The sequence below is a fragment of the Vibrio sp. 2-2(8) genome (assembly GCF_963888495.1).
Lineage (GTDB): Bacteria > Pseudomonadota > Gammaproteobacteria > Enterobacterales > Vibrionaceae > Vibrio > Vibrio anguillarum.
The window spans coordinates 261,529-278,654 of sequence record NZ_CAWPJM010000033.1; the positions used below are offsets into that span (position 1 = coordinate 261,529).

Sequence of the window (17,126 nt, forward strand, 5' to 3'; positions counted from 1 at the left end):
CTTACGCTAAGGTGTGAGGGTGTGCATTAAAATAAATCACACAAACTTTGATTAGCGCAGATTTTTGGTTTTTAATATCGAAAAAGTATTTTTAATCAATGGTTGGAATTAACATGTCGTCAGATTTTTATGGTTCAAGTGCCAATTATGCTCGTAAAGAGAGCGGTTACCGAGAAAAAGCACTTAAACTTTACCCTTGGGTGTGTGGCAATTGCGCGCGTGAATTCGTTTATTCAAATTTACGAGAATTAACTGTGCACCACAAAGATCACGATCACACCAATAACCCTGAAGATGGCAGTAACTGGGAGCTTTTATGCCTCTATTGTCACGATCATGAGCACTCTAAATATTCAGACCACGACCGATTTGGCGCTGAGCCTGTTGCGAGATTAGACGATCATCAAAGCGCGACCTATAACCCCTTTGCCGATCTCGCCAAACTGATGAAAAAATAACGCGGTTAGCCACTAGATCACATACGTTTTAGTGGCTTAACCACGCTATCCAATCCTTCAATTTTCAACGCTAAACAAAGTTGCAACAAACGCCCGAGCTCCCCTTCAGGGAAGCCCTTCTTATCAAACCACAGCAAATACTCTTCTGGTAAGTCGATAAGCGCTCGCCCTGCATACTTACCAAACGGCATTGGCATACGCGCAAGTTTAATCAGGTTCTCTTTTTCTAACATTTTGCGTCTCACAAACTGGCTAAACTTGTTTAAGTCCAACCAGTTTATGTTTCTCAGCCACTTTTGGGTACTGATTTATCGCATAACGCTGTAGGTGGATAAAAATATAATCAATATGAATCAGATGCGGTGTAGTAGTTTTCTTTAAACGCTAAGCTTCCCCACATAGCATTGGCATGGGCACGTTTAACCACTTCTGGATCCAACTCTTTTTCTGTCAAGGTATCTGATTTAAAATCATATTGATAAGTAGAAATACCTTGCTCAGGCCGAATAACAACCAGTTGGTTGTCTGCTGTCATATAGCCATAGTTTTTATCTCGCTGCATCATTACTCGCTGCTTCTCAGCAGGAACATCATGAGTTAAATCGAACCCAATCATTGGGTTTTGGCTACTGATACCGGCCAAAGAAAGCAGTGTGGGTGCAAGGTCAATTTGACTAACTAGACGATCGTCAATGCGGTGTTCAATGCCGCCACCAAAAATCACCGCTGGAATTCGAAAGTAATCGACTGGTACAGGCTGATTACCCTGTGTTCTAGCATCATGATCTGCCACAGCAACAAACACCGTGTTATCCCAATATGGTGACTTTTTCGCTTTTTCAATGAACTGTCCAAGCGCATAGTCTGCATATTTCACCGCATTTTCCACCGTTTGCTTTGGCTCATTATACGGTTCAATCACGTTATCAGGGTATTCAAATGGGCTGTGGTTCGATGAGCTAAAAACTAAGCTAAAGAAGGGTTTACCTTCACGACTCATCTTCGTAAATTGCTGATCTGCCTTATTGTAGAGATCTCCATCTGACGCGCCCCATGAACCAACATATTTAGGCGAATCAAAAGTTGGGAAGTCTTGCATATCGACAAAACCGTTACCCAAGAAGAAACTCTTCATATTGTCAAAGTGGCTTTCACCACCGTAAATAAATTGTGTGTGGTAATTTCGAGACTTTAATAAATCCGCAATTGAAAAGAAATTCGTTTGGCTTTTACCTAACTTAACCACCGAACGTGCAGGAGTCGGAGAAAACCCAGTGGTCACCGCTTCAATACCACGAACAGAACGCGTTCCCGTTGCGTACAAACGGGTGAATGCCCACCCCTCATCAATCAGTTTATCGATATTGGGTGACGCATCGATACCACCAAGGCGGCTAACATAACGTGCACCGTGACTTTCAAGCAGTAGGATTACGATATTTTTAGGCTGGCCTTGATAGGTCGCTTGGTGCATTGCCATGCTAGGTTGTTGTGCAGAGACAAAGTCTTTATTGTCGACATTCATGGATGCACGAATTTCTTGGACGATCTCCTGCTTATCCATTTTCGGATAAAACTCGAAAGCACTTGCTTCAGATTTCATCTGTTTGGCAGCAAAAATTGCTGAAAATGAGGAGTTTAACGTTAAATCATTCACCAAAGGGTCACTAGAAAAAGCCACCATCGCCGGATTTAATGGACGGTGTCCCAGTGAAGAACGCGCCCCCAAAATACCAATAGCCACAACAAAAATAGCAATCAGCGGACGCCAATACCACTTAGGAAAGCTTAAGTTCGAAACAAGCTGCTTGCTCCATTTCCAACCGACAAAAAGTGTGAACGTGGAAACTACGGCACCAAGGAAAAGTTCAAATTTATAGCCACTCCAAAGCATACTGAAAACTTCTTTGGGATAAATGAGATATTCGATAAAAATTCGATTAGGTCGCAGATCGTACTCGATAATAAATGGCGGTGTTGCTGCTTCCATGTAAACAATCAGCCACAAACCGCCGGTAATCCACACACGTAAAAACCAATGCCAAACCCGACCGACAGCATGATCGCCAGACAGTAGGCTAGATAACAACGCTGGTAAAATGAGCAAATAACAAAGAGAAACAATATCAACTCTCAGACCACTTAAGAAAATGGTCAGCCATCCACCAGCATCACTCACCCGTTCAAAATGCCAGATAGCCAGTCCTAAACGAGAGACAAAAAAGATAACTAACCCCACCACGAATACGGCAGCAATCGGATAGAGAGGCCCTAAGTAGGGTTTGATTTTATTGAGCATAAATTTCAACAACTATTAAGATTAAATGAATGATTAGATAATACGTTAAGGCATTGATAAAAGAAATAAGTTCCATTTCATTTTGTAAAACGAAAAACTATCGCCTATTTTATCTTCATGCGTTAAATGTCTTAAGTTTTTCTTAAGATTAATATGGCAAATTCCTTTATCGAACACTGACAGAATTAAGAATGGCGGGATTTATTTAGATTAATTAAACGACAGAAATCCATTTCAATCTTGATAATATAAACAAAATAGAGGAACGCTAAAATGCCTAAAACTTACAAATGGGATCTATTTGTTCGCTTGACACATTGGATTGTGGCGGGATCTTTCTTAACCAACTACCTCATAACAGAAGAAGGTAGTAAAACACACCAATGGGTTGGCTATCTACTGATGATCACGATATGCCTTCGTCTCATTTGGGGTCTTATTGTCCATTCCCCTGCTCGCTTGTCTGCCTTTAAGCCTTCAATACACAATGCGTTTATTCACATAAAGCAAGTGATAGAAACAAAAGAAGATCACCATGAAGGGCACAACCCAGCTGGAGCTGTGATGGTCTGGATTTTGTGGTCTGGCCTCCTCCTAACAGGACTTAGCGGCTGGGCAACACAACTGGACATGTTATCGGCAAATGACTGGCTCAGCGAATTGCATGGAGCGCTCGCAAATCTAACGATGCTGGCAACGGTAAGCCATATAGCCGCCATTGTGATAATGAGCCACTGGACTGACCACAATTATTTAAAAAATATGCTGTTACATAAAAAATAGAAATATGTTCATTGAACCTGAGTGCTTAGGTTCATCAGGTTTAATCGACTAAGTAACAGGGGTGTCTTTACAAAAAGATCCGTATTTAATGCTCTATTTAACTTTTAATTAGTATTCATGACTGAAGAGGCCGTCTAAATTTTAATCATTACTATGGCGATTTTTGTTAATAGGGATAACATCAACTTTATATTATTTCAAAAAAGTGACATGGCAATGGATTTTCATATAGAAAAATAATAGATAGATACAGTATGCTACATCCGATAGCACTTTTTAATAAGATGAGAGTCAACTCAAGCTATCGACATTTTTATTATCTCATTATTAACTATTAGGTTACTCACTTTATGAAACCAGGCCGTACAGGAATAAGTCGTTTATTTTACGCTACAGGTTATTCAATGAAAGGCCTTCAGGCTGCATGGAAAAATGAAGCCGCCTTTAGGCAAGAAATCGTCGCTTCTATCATTCTAATTGCGATCACTTTTTTCTTGCCGGTCAATGAATTAGAACAGTTAATGATGATCGGTAGCTTAGTGCTGATTGTCATCGTTGAGCTTATGAATTCAGCCGTGGAAGCTGTAGTTGATCGCGTAGGTAGTGAGTGGCATGAGCTCAGTGGCCGTGCGAAGGATATAGGATCAGCTGCGGTTTTGATTGCACTACTTTTTGCTGCATTTACATGGATTTTTATTTTGGTGCGCTAAATGAAATGATCGTTTGAAAATTATTCGTTTTCTTACGTCGGTATTAGTTTTCTCCTAGCGCTATATTTTGCCACCGCCGTTAACTTGCTTGTTTATTCTGTAGTCTCAGAGTAAATGCTGTTCAAAAAAGCGCCCCAACCGGAGCGCTTCAACTTCAATATTCGATTATTCCCAATCAAGGATAACTTTGCCAGAAAGCCCGCTGCGCATAGCATCGAAGCCCGTTTGGAAGTCATCAATTTTGTAATGGTGAGTGATGATAGGCGTTAGATCGAGACCAGATTGAATGAGGCTCGCCATCTTATACCAAGTTTCAAACATTTCACGGCCATAGATACCTTTGATCACCAAACCTTTGAAGATCACTTGGTTCCAATCGATCGCCATATCTGAAGGTGGAATACCTAATAAAGCAATACGACCACCGTGATTCATGGTTTTCAGCATAGAACTAAAGGCACTCGGTACGCCTGACATTTCAAGGCCGACGTCAAAACCTTCTGTCATGCCAAGTTCACTCATGACCTCTTCTAACTTTTGTTCCGCAACATTCACGGCGCGTGTCACGCCCATTTTGCGTGCAAGCTCAAGGCGGTATTCGTTGACATCGGTGATCACCACATGGCGAGCACCAACGTGTTTCGCCACTGCGGCCGCCATGATACCGATTGGACCAGCACCAGTGATCAGCACATCTTCGCCGACTAAATCAAATGACAATGCGGTATGTACCGCGTTACCAAATGGGTCAAAAATCGAGGCTAGATCATCGGAAATACCATCTGGGATCTTGAAAGCATTAAACGCAGGGATAACTAAGTATTCAGAAAATGCACCCGTGCGGTTCACACCAACACCCACAGTATTACGACATAAGTGAGTACGACCACCGCGGCAATTTCGACAATGGCCGCAAGTAATATGACCTTCGCCAGACACGCGATCACCTAATTCAAAACCGCGAACTTCTTGACCAATGCCAACCACTTCACCGACGTATTCATGGCCAACCACCATTGGCACTGGGATGGTTTTTTGTGACCACTCATCCCAGTTATAGATGTGAACATCGGTGCCACAAACTGCGGTTTTCTTAATTTTAATCAGCAGATCGTTGTGACCAAGTTCAGGCATTGGCACTTCGGTCATCCAAATGCCTTGCTCTGGTTTGAGTTTGGATAATGCTTTAATTTTCATTTAATGAGCCCCATTTCTTGGCCAACAGCAATAAACGCATCAATGGCGTGGTCGAGTTGCTCGCGGCTATGCGCGGCTGACATTTGTGTTCTAATACGAGCTTGGCCTTTTGGCACGACAGGGAACGAGAAACCAACAACATAAATGCCCTTAGCTAGTGCTCGTTCTGCAAACTCTGCTGCAACGATAGCATCGCCGAGCATAATCGGGATGATGGCGTGATCCGCGCCACCCATAGTGAACCCCGCGCCTTCCATACGAGTACGGAAATGCGCGGCGTTATCCCAAAGTTGGTCGCGAAGCGCGGCGCTTTCTGCCAGTAAATCCAGCACGCGAATCGATGCTGCAACAATCGCTGGCGCAACCGAATTAGAGAATAAATAAGGGCGTGAACGTTGACGAAGCCAATCAATCACCTCTTTTTTACCGGAAGTATAGCCACCTGAAGCACCACCCATCGCTTTACCAAGGGTACCGGTGATGATATCAATACGGTCAATCACATCATGGTATTCATGCGTGCCACGGCCATTTGCACCCATAAATCCAACCGCGTGTGAATCATCCACCATGACGAGCGCGTTGTATTGATCGGCTAAATCACAAATCGCAGGCAAGTTTGCGACTACGCCATCCATTGAGAATACACCATCCGTTACGATGAGCTTATTACGAGCGCCCGCCGCATCTGCTGCGATCAACTGCTGTTCCAATTCTTGCATGTTATTGTTGGAGTAACGAAAACGCATCGCTTTACATAAACGCACACCATCAATGATTGAGGCATGGTTCAACGCGTCAGAGATAATCGCGTCTTCTTTATCTAAAATAGTTTCAAATAAACCGGTGTTTGCATCAAAACATGAGGTGTAAAGAATCGTATCTTCTTTACCTAAGAATTGAGAGAGCTTCTGTTCCAGTTGCTTATGGATATCTTGCGTACCACAGATGAAACGTACCGAAGCCATACCAAAGCCGTGACTGTCCATGCCTTGCTTCGCCGCTTCAACCAACGCAGGGTGATTAGCCAAACCAAGGTAGTTGTTGGCACAGAAGTTCAACACTTCTTCACCAGTAGAAATTTCGACCGCCGCTTGTTGCTGCGAGGTAATCACACGTTCAGATTTATAAAGCCCTTCAGCTTTCACTTCCTCAAGCTGAATACGAAGTTGCTGATAAAATGCAGAAGACATTGCGTGTTCCTTCTTGTTTCTGTTTTGTGGGTAACAGGATGTAGAAACAGAGCACATATAACCAAACTACTTAGAGTTGCGGCTTCAAGTAGGAAGGGGATATTTACACTGTAAAAACCTTTCTCTTAGTGTAATCCAAGGCTGCACAAGCAATTATCTGCGGTAACGGAAAAGCATTAGTGAATCTCAGGCACAGATAGTAAATCATTTTTAGACTCTTAGAATTAAGTCCTAAGCATAAGAATTATTTTCATTTAGGGGAAATCCCTTATTTTGTAATCAAAGGTCACCGCTATAATCAAAGCGACTTAAGGTCTAGTCTAACCAAGGAGAGCAACATGACAACAGCAATTAATGATAAACATCCGACCCCCGATCCCGCAGAAGATAATGCTTTTTTCCCATCTGCTTACTCTCTCAGCCAATTCACTGCCGCCAAATCAGATTTAAGCGGTACCAATTACGCTAAGCCTTATCAAGGTGGACGCTGGAAGATCCTTGTCGTAGGAGCTGATGAGCGCTATTTGAGGATGGGGAACAGTACCTTTTTCTCTACAGGCAACCATCCTATTGAAACACTGTTACCAATGTACCATCTTGATAAAGCAGGCTTTTCTTTTGATATCGCTACGCTTTCTGGTAATTCAGTTAAGTTTGAATGGTGGGCAATGCCAAGAGAAGATGGAGAGGTAAAAGGACTGTATGAAAAATATCAATCCTCTTTTCAACAACCACTAAAATTAAGTGATGTGATCGCTAATGCCTTAGGTGAGAACTCCGACTATATCGGGGTGTTTATCCCTGGAGGCCACGGAGCGCTGATGGGTTTACCAGATAGCCAAGATATGAAAGCCGTTCTGCAATGGGCAGTTAAACAAAATAAATTTATTATTTCACTCTGTCATGGTCCTGCAGCATTTCTTGCTGTTGGTGATGATCCACTTTTTGCTGGATATAAAATTGTGGCATTTCCTGACGAAATGGATGAACAAACGCCAAGTATAGGCTATATGCCAGGTCATCTGACATGGAAGTTTGGAGAAAAACTGCAGGCGATTGGTTTTGAGTTACTGAATAGCGGAATATCAGGACAGGTCTTCCAAGATCGTAAAATGCTGACTGGTGATAGTCCTCTCGCTGGTAATGCTTTAGGGCAACTAGCAGCAAAAGCGTTACTTGCCGAAGTAGATCAAGAATAACCTATGCCCGCTGTCGATTTAATAACCTTGCTCAGCCAACTGGAAGAGAGCAAAAGCTTTTCAACTGTTCAAGATATTGTTCGGCAACGGGCTCATTTTTATGGGTACGATAAGATCGTATTTTTCTCCACCCATTCTACGCTCGATGGCATTATAGAGCGGATATACTGGATTGAAGGCAACTGGTTTTATAATGAAAACAATATTGATGCAGCCACTTACATCAAACATTGTCCTATCACGCGTCATATCATTGAGACCAATCGTCCTTTCTTTTGGACTAAACAACCTGACGTAAATCGAGAACAGTATAGAGTGGTTACGAAACCCAAAGGTAGCGGAATACACGGCCTACAAATTCCTATTTTTGGTCACCTTGGGCTAGAAGGAGCCGTTAGTCTAGGAGGGGAAACGATTAATAGCTCTGCGCGAGCTCGTCATGAACTCACTCTTTTATCAACCTATGCCTTCTTTGCTGCACGTCGCTTGCTTGATTCTTCTGAGCCAAACCAACTTTTATCACTATCAAAGCGAGAGAAAGAAGTACTTTCGTGGACAGCTCTTGGACGTAGACAAGCCGATATTGCTATCGCACTTGGAGTGTCCCATAGAACAGTCGAAAATCACTTACGTAACGCCAGACTCAAACTCGGTGGAGCAACAACCGCCGAAACAATAAGAATTGCCATGCAGCGTGGCGATATCGATAGCAACTCAGTCTAAAGCATATCACCATTACTGCTAACCCCGTCGTTGCTATCGCTAAATTGCATTTTCCTGATGATTCTGCGACAGTGACGCCACTTGTGGCCGACTCAGCGAAACTTATGTTACATCCCAAATTAATTGCTCTTTTGCCCGATCTCGCCAATTTTATTGTGGTGGTCAATGAAGGTAGCTTTACGGCAGCCGCTCAAAAGCTGGGGGTAACACCTTCGGCATTAAGTAAATTGATTACCCGTTTAGAACAAGCGCTATCAGTGAAGTTATTTGAGCGAACCACGCGCCAACTCTTAATCACTCAGGCAGGAAAGCGCGTTTATGATCAAAGTCTGTTAATGGTCAACGCTGCGCAGCAAGCGGTTGAGCTTTCCACCTCTGACCACACCGAACCTGCAGGTGCACTCACTGTTGCGGCACCTGAAGCATTTTTGAACTCAGTTCTGCAACCCCTTGTGCTTCCTTTTCTAACTCAATACCCTGAAATTCAACTTAAGCTGAGAGCTGCAGATGGTGCGATCGATTTATTCAAACACAATATTGATGTGGCGTTTAAACTGACTGATAAGCCAGATGAAAACTTGGTACTGCGTGAAATTGGCAAAACCCACTTAGTGTTGTGCGCCAGCCCAGAATATATAGCGGCCAGAGGCGCGCCCACACACCCTATCGAATTAACGGATCACGACTGCTTGTATCTTGCCGAAACCGAGCGTGACCATCTCTGGGATTTTCATAAAGAAGATGAGTTCCATACAGTGGCCGTCTCAGGCCGCTATGCAGTAAACCACTCACAAATGCGTTTGAACGGCGTGAAAAATGGCTTAGGTATCGGTATCTTCCATGATTTTGTCATTCAGCAAGCGCTCGTTGAAGGCAGCGTCGTCCGGCTATTAGCCGATTGGACGATCAAAAGTAATTACTACGGCTCAATTGCCATGCAATATCCGCAAACCAAGTACATGCCAGCAAGGCTGCGGGTGTTCATTGATTACGTCACTGAACATTTGGTCAGCCAGCTCAACAAATAAAGGTTAATCATGCTAAAACGAATCCACCACGCGGCGATTATTTGTTCAGACTACGCACGTTCCAAAGCGTTTTATACTCAGATCTTAGGGCTGCCTGTTATTGCTGAAAATTACCGCGCCGCTCGCGATTCATACAAGCTGGATCTTGCTCTGCCCGATGGCGGACAAATTGAGCTGTTCTCATTTCCAAATACACCACCAAGACCAAGCTTCCCTGAAGCTCAAGGGCTACGACATTTAGCGTTTGTGGTGGACAGTGTCAGTGAAGTCAAAGCGTATTTAGAGGAAAAAGGCGTCATCGTCGAACCCATCCGCGTTGATGAGTTCACTGGTCGAGAATACACATTTTTCGCCGACCCAGATGGTTTACCGTTAGAGCTTTATTCTGAATAGTGAATAGAGGAAGGAATCAAGGCTATTTTCTAACGTCAGTACAACAGATTAAATAATGGTGGCGCACGAGGAACTTGTTTTTCAAATCGTACACTTAGAGCCAAAAAAGTGTAGCTGTATGAAACAAACAAGTTCAGTCGTGTCAGTAAAGGTGTCGTTGGAAGTGAATCTTGATGAAAGGTGGAGAAATGAGCAAAGGGACAGGGTTTCGTATGCTGTGTCTGTACTTTTCCCTCTTCAATTTGAACCAGCTCAAAACCATTAATGGTGCACAGTGTGGCCCAAACCCCCGCCGTATTGCCATGCGCGTTTATTACAGGCATAAGCGACACCAGCACCCAACTGAGCGCGCTGGTGAGCAACATTATTCTGTTAAAACGGTTTAGGCGAATCATAGCAACACTCAATTTTTTCTTGTCGACACTATATAACGCAATGATAAAAATAACAGTGCGGCAGCGCTAAAAACTTAACAAATACCCTCAAGTTCGCTACAAATCGTTAGCTTAAAGACGACGTTTCAAGATGCATATCAATGTGACTCCATTCACGCTTTGTCTATCAATCCACCCAAACTAGGAAATATTCCTAACTCAGTTAGGCCATGCCCTCAAGTCAATCGCCAAGCCGATTTTTACAATCACTCTATGATGCAGCCAGACGGTTGCTAGCCATTCGACTCTGGTGTGAATTGACTAACAGCAGAGATTTCTTTGACGTGATTTTCTAAGGATTTCACATGCTAAAACTTTTGCAACAGGTTCGGCTACCGACCCTCGATCTCCCCGCAGCAGAACGCCGTAAAATGTGGTTCAAACCATTTTTACAATCATACCTTGTGGTGTTTATTGGCTACATGGCGATGTATTTAGTGCGCAAAAACTTCAACGTTGCACAAAACGATATGATTTCAACCTACGGCTTGTCGATGACACAGCTAGGGCTGATTGGTCTTGGTTTCTCGATCACTTACGGGATTGGTAAGACAGTGGTCTCTTACTACGCCGATGGCAAGAACACGAAACAGTTCCTACCTTTTATGCTGATCCTTTCTGGTATTGCAATGCTTGGATTTAGCATGAGCATGGGCGGTTCAAGCGTCAGCATTTTCCTAATGGTTGCTTTTTATGCGCTAAGCGGTTTTTTCCAAAGTACTGGTGGGCCATCAAGCTACTCCACTATCACCAAATGGACGCCCAAAAATAAACGCGGCACCTACTTGGGTTTATGGAATATGTCGCACAATGTCGGCGGCGCAGGTGCGGCAGGCGTAGCACTGTTTGGTGCAAACTATCTCTTTAATGGTCACGTTGTGGGCATGTTTGTGTTCCCGTCGATCATCGCATTAGTGGTGGGTTTCATTGGTTTGCGTTACGGTAGTGACTCTCCTGAAGCATACGGTTTAGGTACGGTCGAAGAGTTGTTTGATGAAGCGGTCAGCGAGGAAGATATTGCCGCGGAAGAAAACCAAATGACCAAACGTGAGATCTTTGTTGAATACATTTTGAAAAACAAAGTGATTTGGTTACTCTGCTTTGCCAACATATTCCTCTACATCGTGCGTATCGGCATCGACCAGTGGTCTACTGTGTATGCCTATCAAGAACTTGGTTTGTCAAAAGAAGCGGCCATTTCAGGCTTCACTCTCTTTGAAGTGGGCGCATTAGTCGGCACTTTAATGTGGGGTTATCTGTCCGATCTTGCTAATGGCCGCCGTGCTTTGGTCGCCTGTGTCTCTCTGGGACTCATCATTGTTGCGCTCGAATTCTATCAGCACGCCACCAGCGAGTTTATGTATCTCGGGTCACTGTTTGTGCTAGGTTTCCTTGTTTTTGGCCCACAATTACTGATTGGTGTTGCTGCGGTTGGCTTTGTGCCGAAAAAAGCGATCAGTGTCGCCGATGGCGTTAAGGGCACCTTTGCTTACTTAATTGGTGATAGTTTTGCCAAACTTGGCCTAGGTATGATCGCCGACGGTACACCGATTTTTGGCCTCACTGGCTGGAAGGGCACCTTTGCTGCGCTCGACACTTCAGCGATGATCTGTATCGTACTGCTGATTTTTGTCGCGATCGCAGAAGAGCGTAAGATCCGCCATGAGAAAAGGCTAAAGCTGGCCGCAGCTGCCGCTTAGCTCCCAGCAAAATCAAACGCGATATTCTCTTTTATGAGTGTGTCGCGTTTTATTGTGCCACCCCTTCCTTTTTGACGCGCTAGACTCCTCTACAATGGCATCCATAGCAAAGGGATATATTGCTTGTTTAATTGTCTCTGTGGCGTTAGTTTAAGCTCCCTTTTTACTCAGGCAATATAAACAGCGGGGATTGTGATGATCAAAGTAGCACTAGTGGATGACCATATCGTGGTACGTTCAGGCTTTGCCCAACTCATGAACCTTGAAGACGATATCCAAGTGGTCGGCCAATTTAGCTCGGCGGCCGAAGCGCGCGCAGGGCTTCCCGGCACGGGGGCAAACGTCTGTATTCTTGATATTTCAATGCCTGATGAAAGCGGGCTGTCGCTGCTTCAAGATCTACCCTCTGGGATAGCATGCATTATGCTGAGCGTTCACGATTCCGCGGCCATGGTCGAAAAAGCCTTGGAGGCTGGAGCAAGAGGCTACTTAAGCAAACGTTGTAGCCCAGATGAACTTATCCAAGCCGTACGAACCAGCGCCCATGGTGGTTGCTACTTAACACCCGATATTGCGCTTAAACTCACCTCTCCCAAGCGCGAGGCAAAGCTATTAGCACAGTTGACCAAACGTGAGCGGCAAATCAGTGAAATGCTGGCTGCCGGGCTGGATGTGAAAGCGGTCGCCAATGAGCTTGGACTTAGCCACAAAACCATTCATGTCCATCGCGCCAATGCCATGGATAAGTTAGGTGTGAGCAATAACGTGGCCTTAGCGAAATATTTTTCTGACTCATTCTAATGCCACGCTATTTTATTACGTCACTCTGCGCTTGGTTTCTGCTCTCTTGCAGTTGGTTTTGCTTGTGGGTTATCGCCTACTATTTTGTCAACGATCCGGAACTGGCGATCTTCTTCTTTCCTTTTGCTCTGCGTTTAGGCACTGCGCTGCACAGTCCACAACGTTACTGGCCCGCGATTTATGGTGCAGAATGGTGGCTGACGATTGCGCTCGCCATGCTAATGGAACAACCTCAATGGCTGACAGTACTCGCCGCCAGTATCGCAACGCTGCCCTTAAACCTGCTCGCCCAACGCTACTACCACGGAAGTCAGTGGCGTCGCTTTATTGTGATGGGCGGGTTGATCCTCGTCAGCGCTATCATTAATACGCTGGCCACCACCTACCACGGCCATGCCGCGTCAATGGTGATGTTAGTCAGCATCACAGCTGGCTTAATGATTGTGCCAAGCTGCTATTTGATATGGAATTATCTTTTCCAAAGCACTTGGGTTCCACTGACGGCGAACTTAGTCTCTCGTCATATCGAATTTCGCACGCGTCACGTCTTACTCTACTCTTTACTATTTATTTTAAGCATTGCGCTGCAAATTGGTTTACCTGATGAACTTCGGCGTTTTGCGCCATTTTGTTTAGCCATCCCGATCATTTTGCTCGCTTTTCGCTACGGCTGGCAAGGTGCATTGCTCGGTACGCTGCTCAATAGCATTGCATTGATCGCGGCTCGTAGTGGTGTCTCTAATATGGAAGTCACTGATCTCCTGCTCTCTCTTTCAGCACAAAGTTTAACCGGCATTTTGCTGGGAATGGGTGTGCAGCGACAAAGAGATCTCAACACCAAGCTGCGCCAACAGCTTGATCGTAACCAAAATTTGTCCCGCCAATTAGTCAAAGCTGAAGAATCCGTTCGGCGCGATATTGCTCGCGAGCTGCACGATGAGATCGGTCAAAACATTACCGCTATCCGTACTCAAGCCAGCATTATTCAACGCGTCGAATCTCAGCCCGTCACCAGCAATTGTGCTAAAACCATTGAATCTCTCTCTTTAAATGTTTACGACACAACTAAAAGTTTGCTAACCCGTTTACGCCCTAAAACCTTAGATGATTTAGGCCTAGTCGAAGCACTGGATCAACTGCTGCGTGACCTTGAATTTGAGACGCACGGCATTCAAACCCAAGTGGTTTGGACGGGGAATTCAACCGCTCAACTGCAAAAGCTAAGTGATGCCACCAAAGTGACCCTTTATCGATTGTGCCAAGAGGCGCTCAATAACGCCTTAAAATACGCGGAAGCTAGCCACATTGTGATTGAGTTTTCGTTGGCAAGTGATGTCACACTGCGCATTCACGATGATGGCATCGGTTTCAAAGCACAAGCGCAGCTGAACGGCTTTGGTTTACGGGGGATGCGTGAGCGAGTCGAGGCATTGGGTGGCCACTTTCAGATTATTAGCCACTGTCAGTCTACAACAGCCAACCACGATCTAAGCGGGAATGGCACTCAGCTTACCGTCACACTGCCCCACTTATAATCGTGGAATATAAAGCACTATGATAAATTTTCTACGCTCTCAACCACCGCAACCGCTTCTTGCATCAGCGCAAGAGGTTAACCAGCAGTACCGTTATTGGCGCTTTCACATCATGATGGCGATGTATGTCGGTTATGCGCTTTTCTACTTCACGCGTAAAAGTTTGAATTACGCCATGCCCGCGATGATTGCTGACCTCGGTTTAGATAAGAGTGATATTGGCATCATGGGCACGTTGTTTTACATCACCTATGGTATCTCAAAATTTCTGTCTGGGATTTTGTCGGACCGCTCCAACCCGCGCTATTTTATGGGCCTAGGGTTAATGGCAACGGGTTTTATCAATATTCTGTTTGGCTTTTCAAGCTCAATCAGTATGTTCATCTTACTCTGGGTGCTCAATGCTTGGTTCCAAGGTTGGGGATGGCCTTCTTGCTCTAAACTCCTGACAACTTGGTATTCGCGCTCTGAACGTGGTTTTTGGTGGGCGTTATGGAATACCGCTCATAACGTGGGGGGCGCGTTGATCCCATTACTGGTTGGCTTTCTCACTTTCCATTTTAGTTGGCGCGAAGGTTTTATTGTACCGGGCTGTTTAGCCGTTATTGGTGGGGTTTTCTTATGTTGGCGATTGCGTGATAAACCAATGACCCAAGGTTTACCCAGTGTTGGTCAATGGCGTAATGACGCCCTTGAACTGGCGCAAGAAAATGAAGGCCTCGGCCTTAGCACTAAACAGATCTTGCACAAATATGTGTTAGGAAATAAGTACATTTGGTTACTCGCCTTGAGCTATGTACTGGTTTACATAGTGCGTACTGCCATCAATGATTGGGGAAATATCTACCTTACCGAGCAACAAGGCTATGATTTGATCACGGCTAATGGCGCGCTTTCGCTGTTTGAAGTCGGTGGGTTTATTGGATCGTTAGTCGCAGGCTGGGGCTCAGACAAACTGTTTGGCGGCAACCGTGGACCAATGAATCTGATTTTTTCAATGGGCATTTTTCTTTCGGTGGCAGCGCTGTGGCTGATGCCGTTAACGGGGTTTGTATTCCAAGCCGCTGGCTTTTTTACGATTGGCTTTTTTGTCTTTGGCCCACAAATGTTAATTGGTATGGCCGCCGCGGAATGTTCTCACAAAGATTCGGCTGGCGCAGCAACTGGGTTTGTGGGGTTATTTGCGTATATGGGCGCAGCGCTCGCTGGTTACCCGTTAGCCATTATTGTCGAGCAATTCGAATGGCGAGGCTTTTTTGTCACCATTTCTGTTTGCGCCGCTGTGATCGGCTTACTACTGCTGCCTTTCTTACAAGCTCAGTTTTCAGGCAGCGACCACCCCACGAACCATTGAACGTTATAACCAATCCAACGTTATCGTGAGGGGCCACAAAGCTGATTAACCAAATAAGCGCTTCCAGATACTTGGGTTACGCTGCTCGTGGTATTCAACACGCAGTTCGTCTACCGTCCGCAGCGTTTGTTGAGCTTGCTCTAAATTTCCTTGCTCAAGATCCACTTCGATTTTGTCTAATGCCACGGAAAGCTTATTAAACCCTTCTAAATAGAGATCTTGCTTCTCCGGTGGATAATTTCCCCGTTTTGACTCTTCAACCAACTGACTTAATCTCTCAATGGGTGCTTGCATTGTTTCAACGCTGGTCGCTTCTGCCGCTTGTTTAAATTCAAGCTTCATTTGTTTCATGTTCTGTTTTAAGTCAACATTAGCCGCCGACACGCTAGCCGCAAATAATGCGCAAGCTGTTAATATCATTATTTTTTTCATAATTATTTCTTTTTATTCTGGCAAGAAGTGCCAAGTTTAATGGATCTCAAGATAAAAGAAGGACAAATTTTTGTCATTTTTATGACCTCTTTACGGCTTATAGTGTTTGATATTCTGCGATCGCTTTTCGCCCGCGCAGTGCTAAAAAGGCCAGAAACTGCTCGACACTGTGCGTAATCACTTTCTCAGCAGCAATACCAACGTTCTCAAGCAGTTCACTGGCCAGGTGAAGTTGGCCGATATCTTGACAAAAATGGGCATCGCTGCCAGTGGTAACATAAGCACCATGCGCTTTCGCCACCTTAGCAATTTCATAACAGCGATCGACACTCCCTACCCTGCTGTGTCCTTTTAAGGTGCTGTTATTAATTTCTATCGCAACGTGATGCTGGGCGGCGCAGGCGATCACCTCATCAAAATCAAAATCGAAATTAGGGTTACCTAAGTGCCCTAGCGCATCCACTCGTCCACCTTTAATCACATTGATTAACGCTTCGGTATGCGCCGCTTTATCGGCAGGCTGAAATACGGGCTCATGAAAACTGGCGATCACCCAATCTAAGTTTTGGTCAACCGAAGGGTGAACATCAATCTCGCCAGCACGATTCATGATGTTGGACTCAATTCCTCGGATAATGGCAACACCGTCTAAAAAGCGCGGCAAAATACGTTGATTGGAGAAGAACCAATAGTGCGGCGCTCCAGGCATCGACTGCGCATGATCGGTTGTGCAAAACATTGCCAATCCATTTTCTTTAGCTGAACGCGCGTTTTCAATGAGCGTGCTGTAAGCGTGACCACTTGCATAAGTGTGAGTATGAGTATCAACGACAAGATTCATTTTAATTATTCCATTCCAACAGCGATGCTTCAGTGTAACAGCCTCG

Annotated in this window: 18 protein-coding genes; 11 read left to right on the top strand and 7 right to left on the bottom strand. The window is 44.8% G+C overall.

What is annotated here, in order from left to right:
* The first annotated feature begins 113 nt into the window (after positions 1-113).
* Positions 114-458: a YajD family HNH nuclease gene (locus AACV12_RS10395; protein ID WP_010318547.1), complete on the top strand. Its 345-nt coding sequence runs from the start codon at positions 114-116 to the stop codon at positions 456-458.
* A 17-nt stretch (positions 459-475) separates the two neighbouring features.
* On the opposite strand, the gene AACV12_RS10400 is transcribed toward AACV12_RS10395, so the two are convergent.
* Positions 476-691, bottom strand: coding sequence for a DUF3820 family protein (locus AACV12_RS10400; RefSeq protein WP_026028221.1), 216 nt, complete (start codon positions 689-691; stop codon positions 476-478).
* A 110-nt stretch (positions 692-801) separates the two neighbouring features.
* The gene (locus AACV12_RS10405; protein ID WP_170900300.1) at positions 802-2,757 is read right to left on the bottom strand and encodes an LTA synthase family protein; all 1,956 of its coding nucleotides are present in this window, start codon (positions 2,755-2,757) and stop codon (positions 802-804) included.
* A gap of 273 nt (positions 2,758-3,030) precedes the next feature.
* Between AACV12_RS10405 and AACV12_RS10410 the strand changes: the two genes are divergently transcribed.
* Together AACV12_RS10410 and AACV12_RS10415 are read left to right on the top strand one after the other, a co-directional pair.
* Positions 3,031-3,540, top strand: coding sequence for a cytochrome b/b6 domain-containing protein (locus AACV12_RS10410; protein ID WP_170900301.1), 510 nt, complete (start codon positions 3,031-3,033; stop codon positions 3,538-3,540).
* A gap of 350 nt (positions 3,541-3,890) precedes the next feature.
* On the top strand, positions 3,891-4,250 hold the full coding sequence (locus AACV12_RS10415; RefSeq protein ID WP_013868010.1) for a diacylglycerol kinase: 360 nt from the start codon (positions 3,891-3,893) through the stop codon (positions 4,248-4,250).
* Between the two features lie 165 nt (positions 4,251-4,415).
* Here the strand turns inward: AACV12_RS10415 and tdh are convergent, their stop codons facing one another.
* Entirely contained in the window at positions 4,416-5,447 is a 1,032-nt protein-coding gene (gene tdh / locus AACV12_RS10420) for an L-threonine 3-dehydrogenase (protein WP_170900302.1), read from the bottom strand.
* Positions 5,444-6,640 (bottom strand): glycine C-acetyltransferase, encoded by a 1,197-nt coding sequence (locus AACV12_RS10425; protein WP_170900303.1) that lies wholly within the window; start codon positions 6,638-6,640, stop codon positions 5,444-5,446. Before AACV12_RS10425 ends, tdh begins: the two co-directional genes overlap by 4 nt.
* A 338-nt stretch (positions 6,641-6,978) precedes the next feature.
* Between AACV12_RS10425 and hchA the strand changes: the two genes are divergently transcribed.
* The 4 genes from hchA (at position 6,979) to gloA2 (ending at position 9,983) form a co-directional block, all read left to right on the top strand.
* Positions 6,979-7,839 carry a glyoxalase III HchA gene (hchA, locus tag AACV12_RS10430; RefSeq protein ID WP_170900304.1) on the top strand — a complete coding sequence of 287 codons (861 nt, stop codon included), beginning with the start codon at positions 6,979-6,981 and terminating at the stop codon, positions 7,837-7,839.
* A 3-nt stretch (positions 7,840-7,842) separates the two neighbouring features.
* Positions 7,843-8,562 carry a PA1136 family autoinducer-binding transcriptional regulator gene (locus tag AACV12_RS10435; protein ID WP_170900305.1) on the top strand — a complete coding sequence of 240 codons (720 nt, stop codon included), beginning with the start codon at positions 7,843-7,845 and terminating at the stop codon, positions 8,560-8,562.
* A 104-nt stretch (positions 8,563-8,666) separates the two neighbouring features.
* A complete protein-coding gene (locus tag AACV12_RS10440) occupies positions 8,667-9,590 on the top strand; it encodes a LysR family transcriptional regulator (protein WP_170900306.1) in 924 nt (307 codons plus the stop codon).
* Positions 9,591-9,599: 9 nt separating this feature from the next.
* On the top strand, positions 9,600-9,983 hold the full coding sequence (gene gloA2 / locus AACV12_RS10445) for an SMU1112c/YaeR family gloxylase I-like metalloprotein (protein WP_017046047.1): 384 nt from the start codon (positions 9,600-9,602) through the stop codon (positions 9,981-9,983).
* A gap of 35 nt (positions 9,984-10,018) precedes the next feature.
* Here the strand turns inward: gloA2 and AACV12_RS10450 are convergent, their stop codons facing one another.
* Positions 10,019-10,378 carry a hypothetical protein gene (locus AACV12_RS10450; RefSeq protein ID WP_170900307.1) on the bottom strand — a complete coding sequence of 120 codons (360 nt, stop codon included), beginning with the start codon at positions 10,376-10,378 and terminating at the stop codon, positions 10,019-10,021.
* Between the two features lie 344 nt (positions 10,379-10,722).
* On the opposite strand from AACV12_RS10450, the gene uhpT reads away from it, so the two are divergent.
* The 4 genes from uhpT (at position 10,723) to AACV12_RS10470 (ending at position 15,807) form a co-directional block, all read left to right on the top strand.
* The gene (uhpT, locus tag AACV12_RS10455) at positions 10,723-12,117 is read left to right on the top strand and encodes a hexose-6-phosphate:phosphate antiporter (RefSeq protein WP_017048964.1); all 1,395 of its coding nucleotides are present in this window, start codon (positions 10,723-10,725) and stop codon (positions 12,115-12,117) included.
* Between the two features lie 195 nt (positions 12,118-12,312).
* Positions 12,313-12,918: a transcriptional regulator UhpA gene (gene uhpA / locus AACV12_RS10460; RefSeq protein ID WP_026028260.1), complete on the top strand. Its 606-nt coding sequence runs from the start codon at positions 12,313-12,315 to the stop codon at positions 12,916-12,918.
* On the top strand, positions 12,918-14,453 hold the full coding sequence (uhpB, locus tag AACV12_RS10465) for a signal transduction histidine-protein kinase/phosphatase UhpB (RefSeq protein ID WP_170900308.1): 1,536 nt from the start codon (positions 12,918-12,920) through the stop codon (positions 14,451-14,453). Before uhpA ends, uhpB begins: the two co-directional genes overlap by 1 nt.
* Before the next feature lie 19 nt (positions 14,454-14,472).
* A complete protein-coding gene (locus AACV12_RS10470) occupies positions 14,473-15,807 on the top strand; it encodes an MFS transporter (protein ID WP_017048480.1) in 1,335 nt (444 codons plus the stop codon).
* Positions 15,808-15,852: 45 nt separating this feature from the next.
* Here AACV12_RS10470 and AACV12_RS10475 read toward each other — a convergent pair whose 3' ends face one another.
* Both AACV12_RS10475 and AACV12_RS10480 read right to left on the bottom strand, forming a co-directional pair.
* The gene (locus tag AACV12_RS10475) at positions 15,853-16,239 is read right to left on the bottom strand and encodes a cytochrome b562 (RefSeq protein WP_013868020.1); all 387 of its coding nucleotides are present in this window, start codon (positions 16,237-16,239) and stop codon (positions 15,853-15,855) included.
* A gap of 97 nt (positions 16,240-16,336) precedes the next feature.
* A complete protein-coding gene (locus AACV12_RS10480; protein ID WP_064626355.1) occupies positions 16,337-17,080 on the bottom strand; it encodes a phosphatase in 744 nt (247 codons plus the stop codon).
* Between the last annotated feature and the right edge of the window lie 46 nt (positions 17,081-17,126).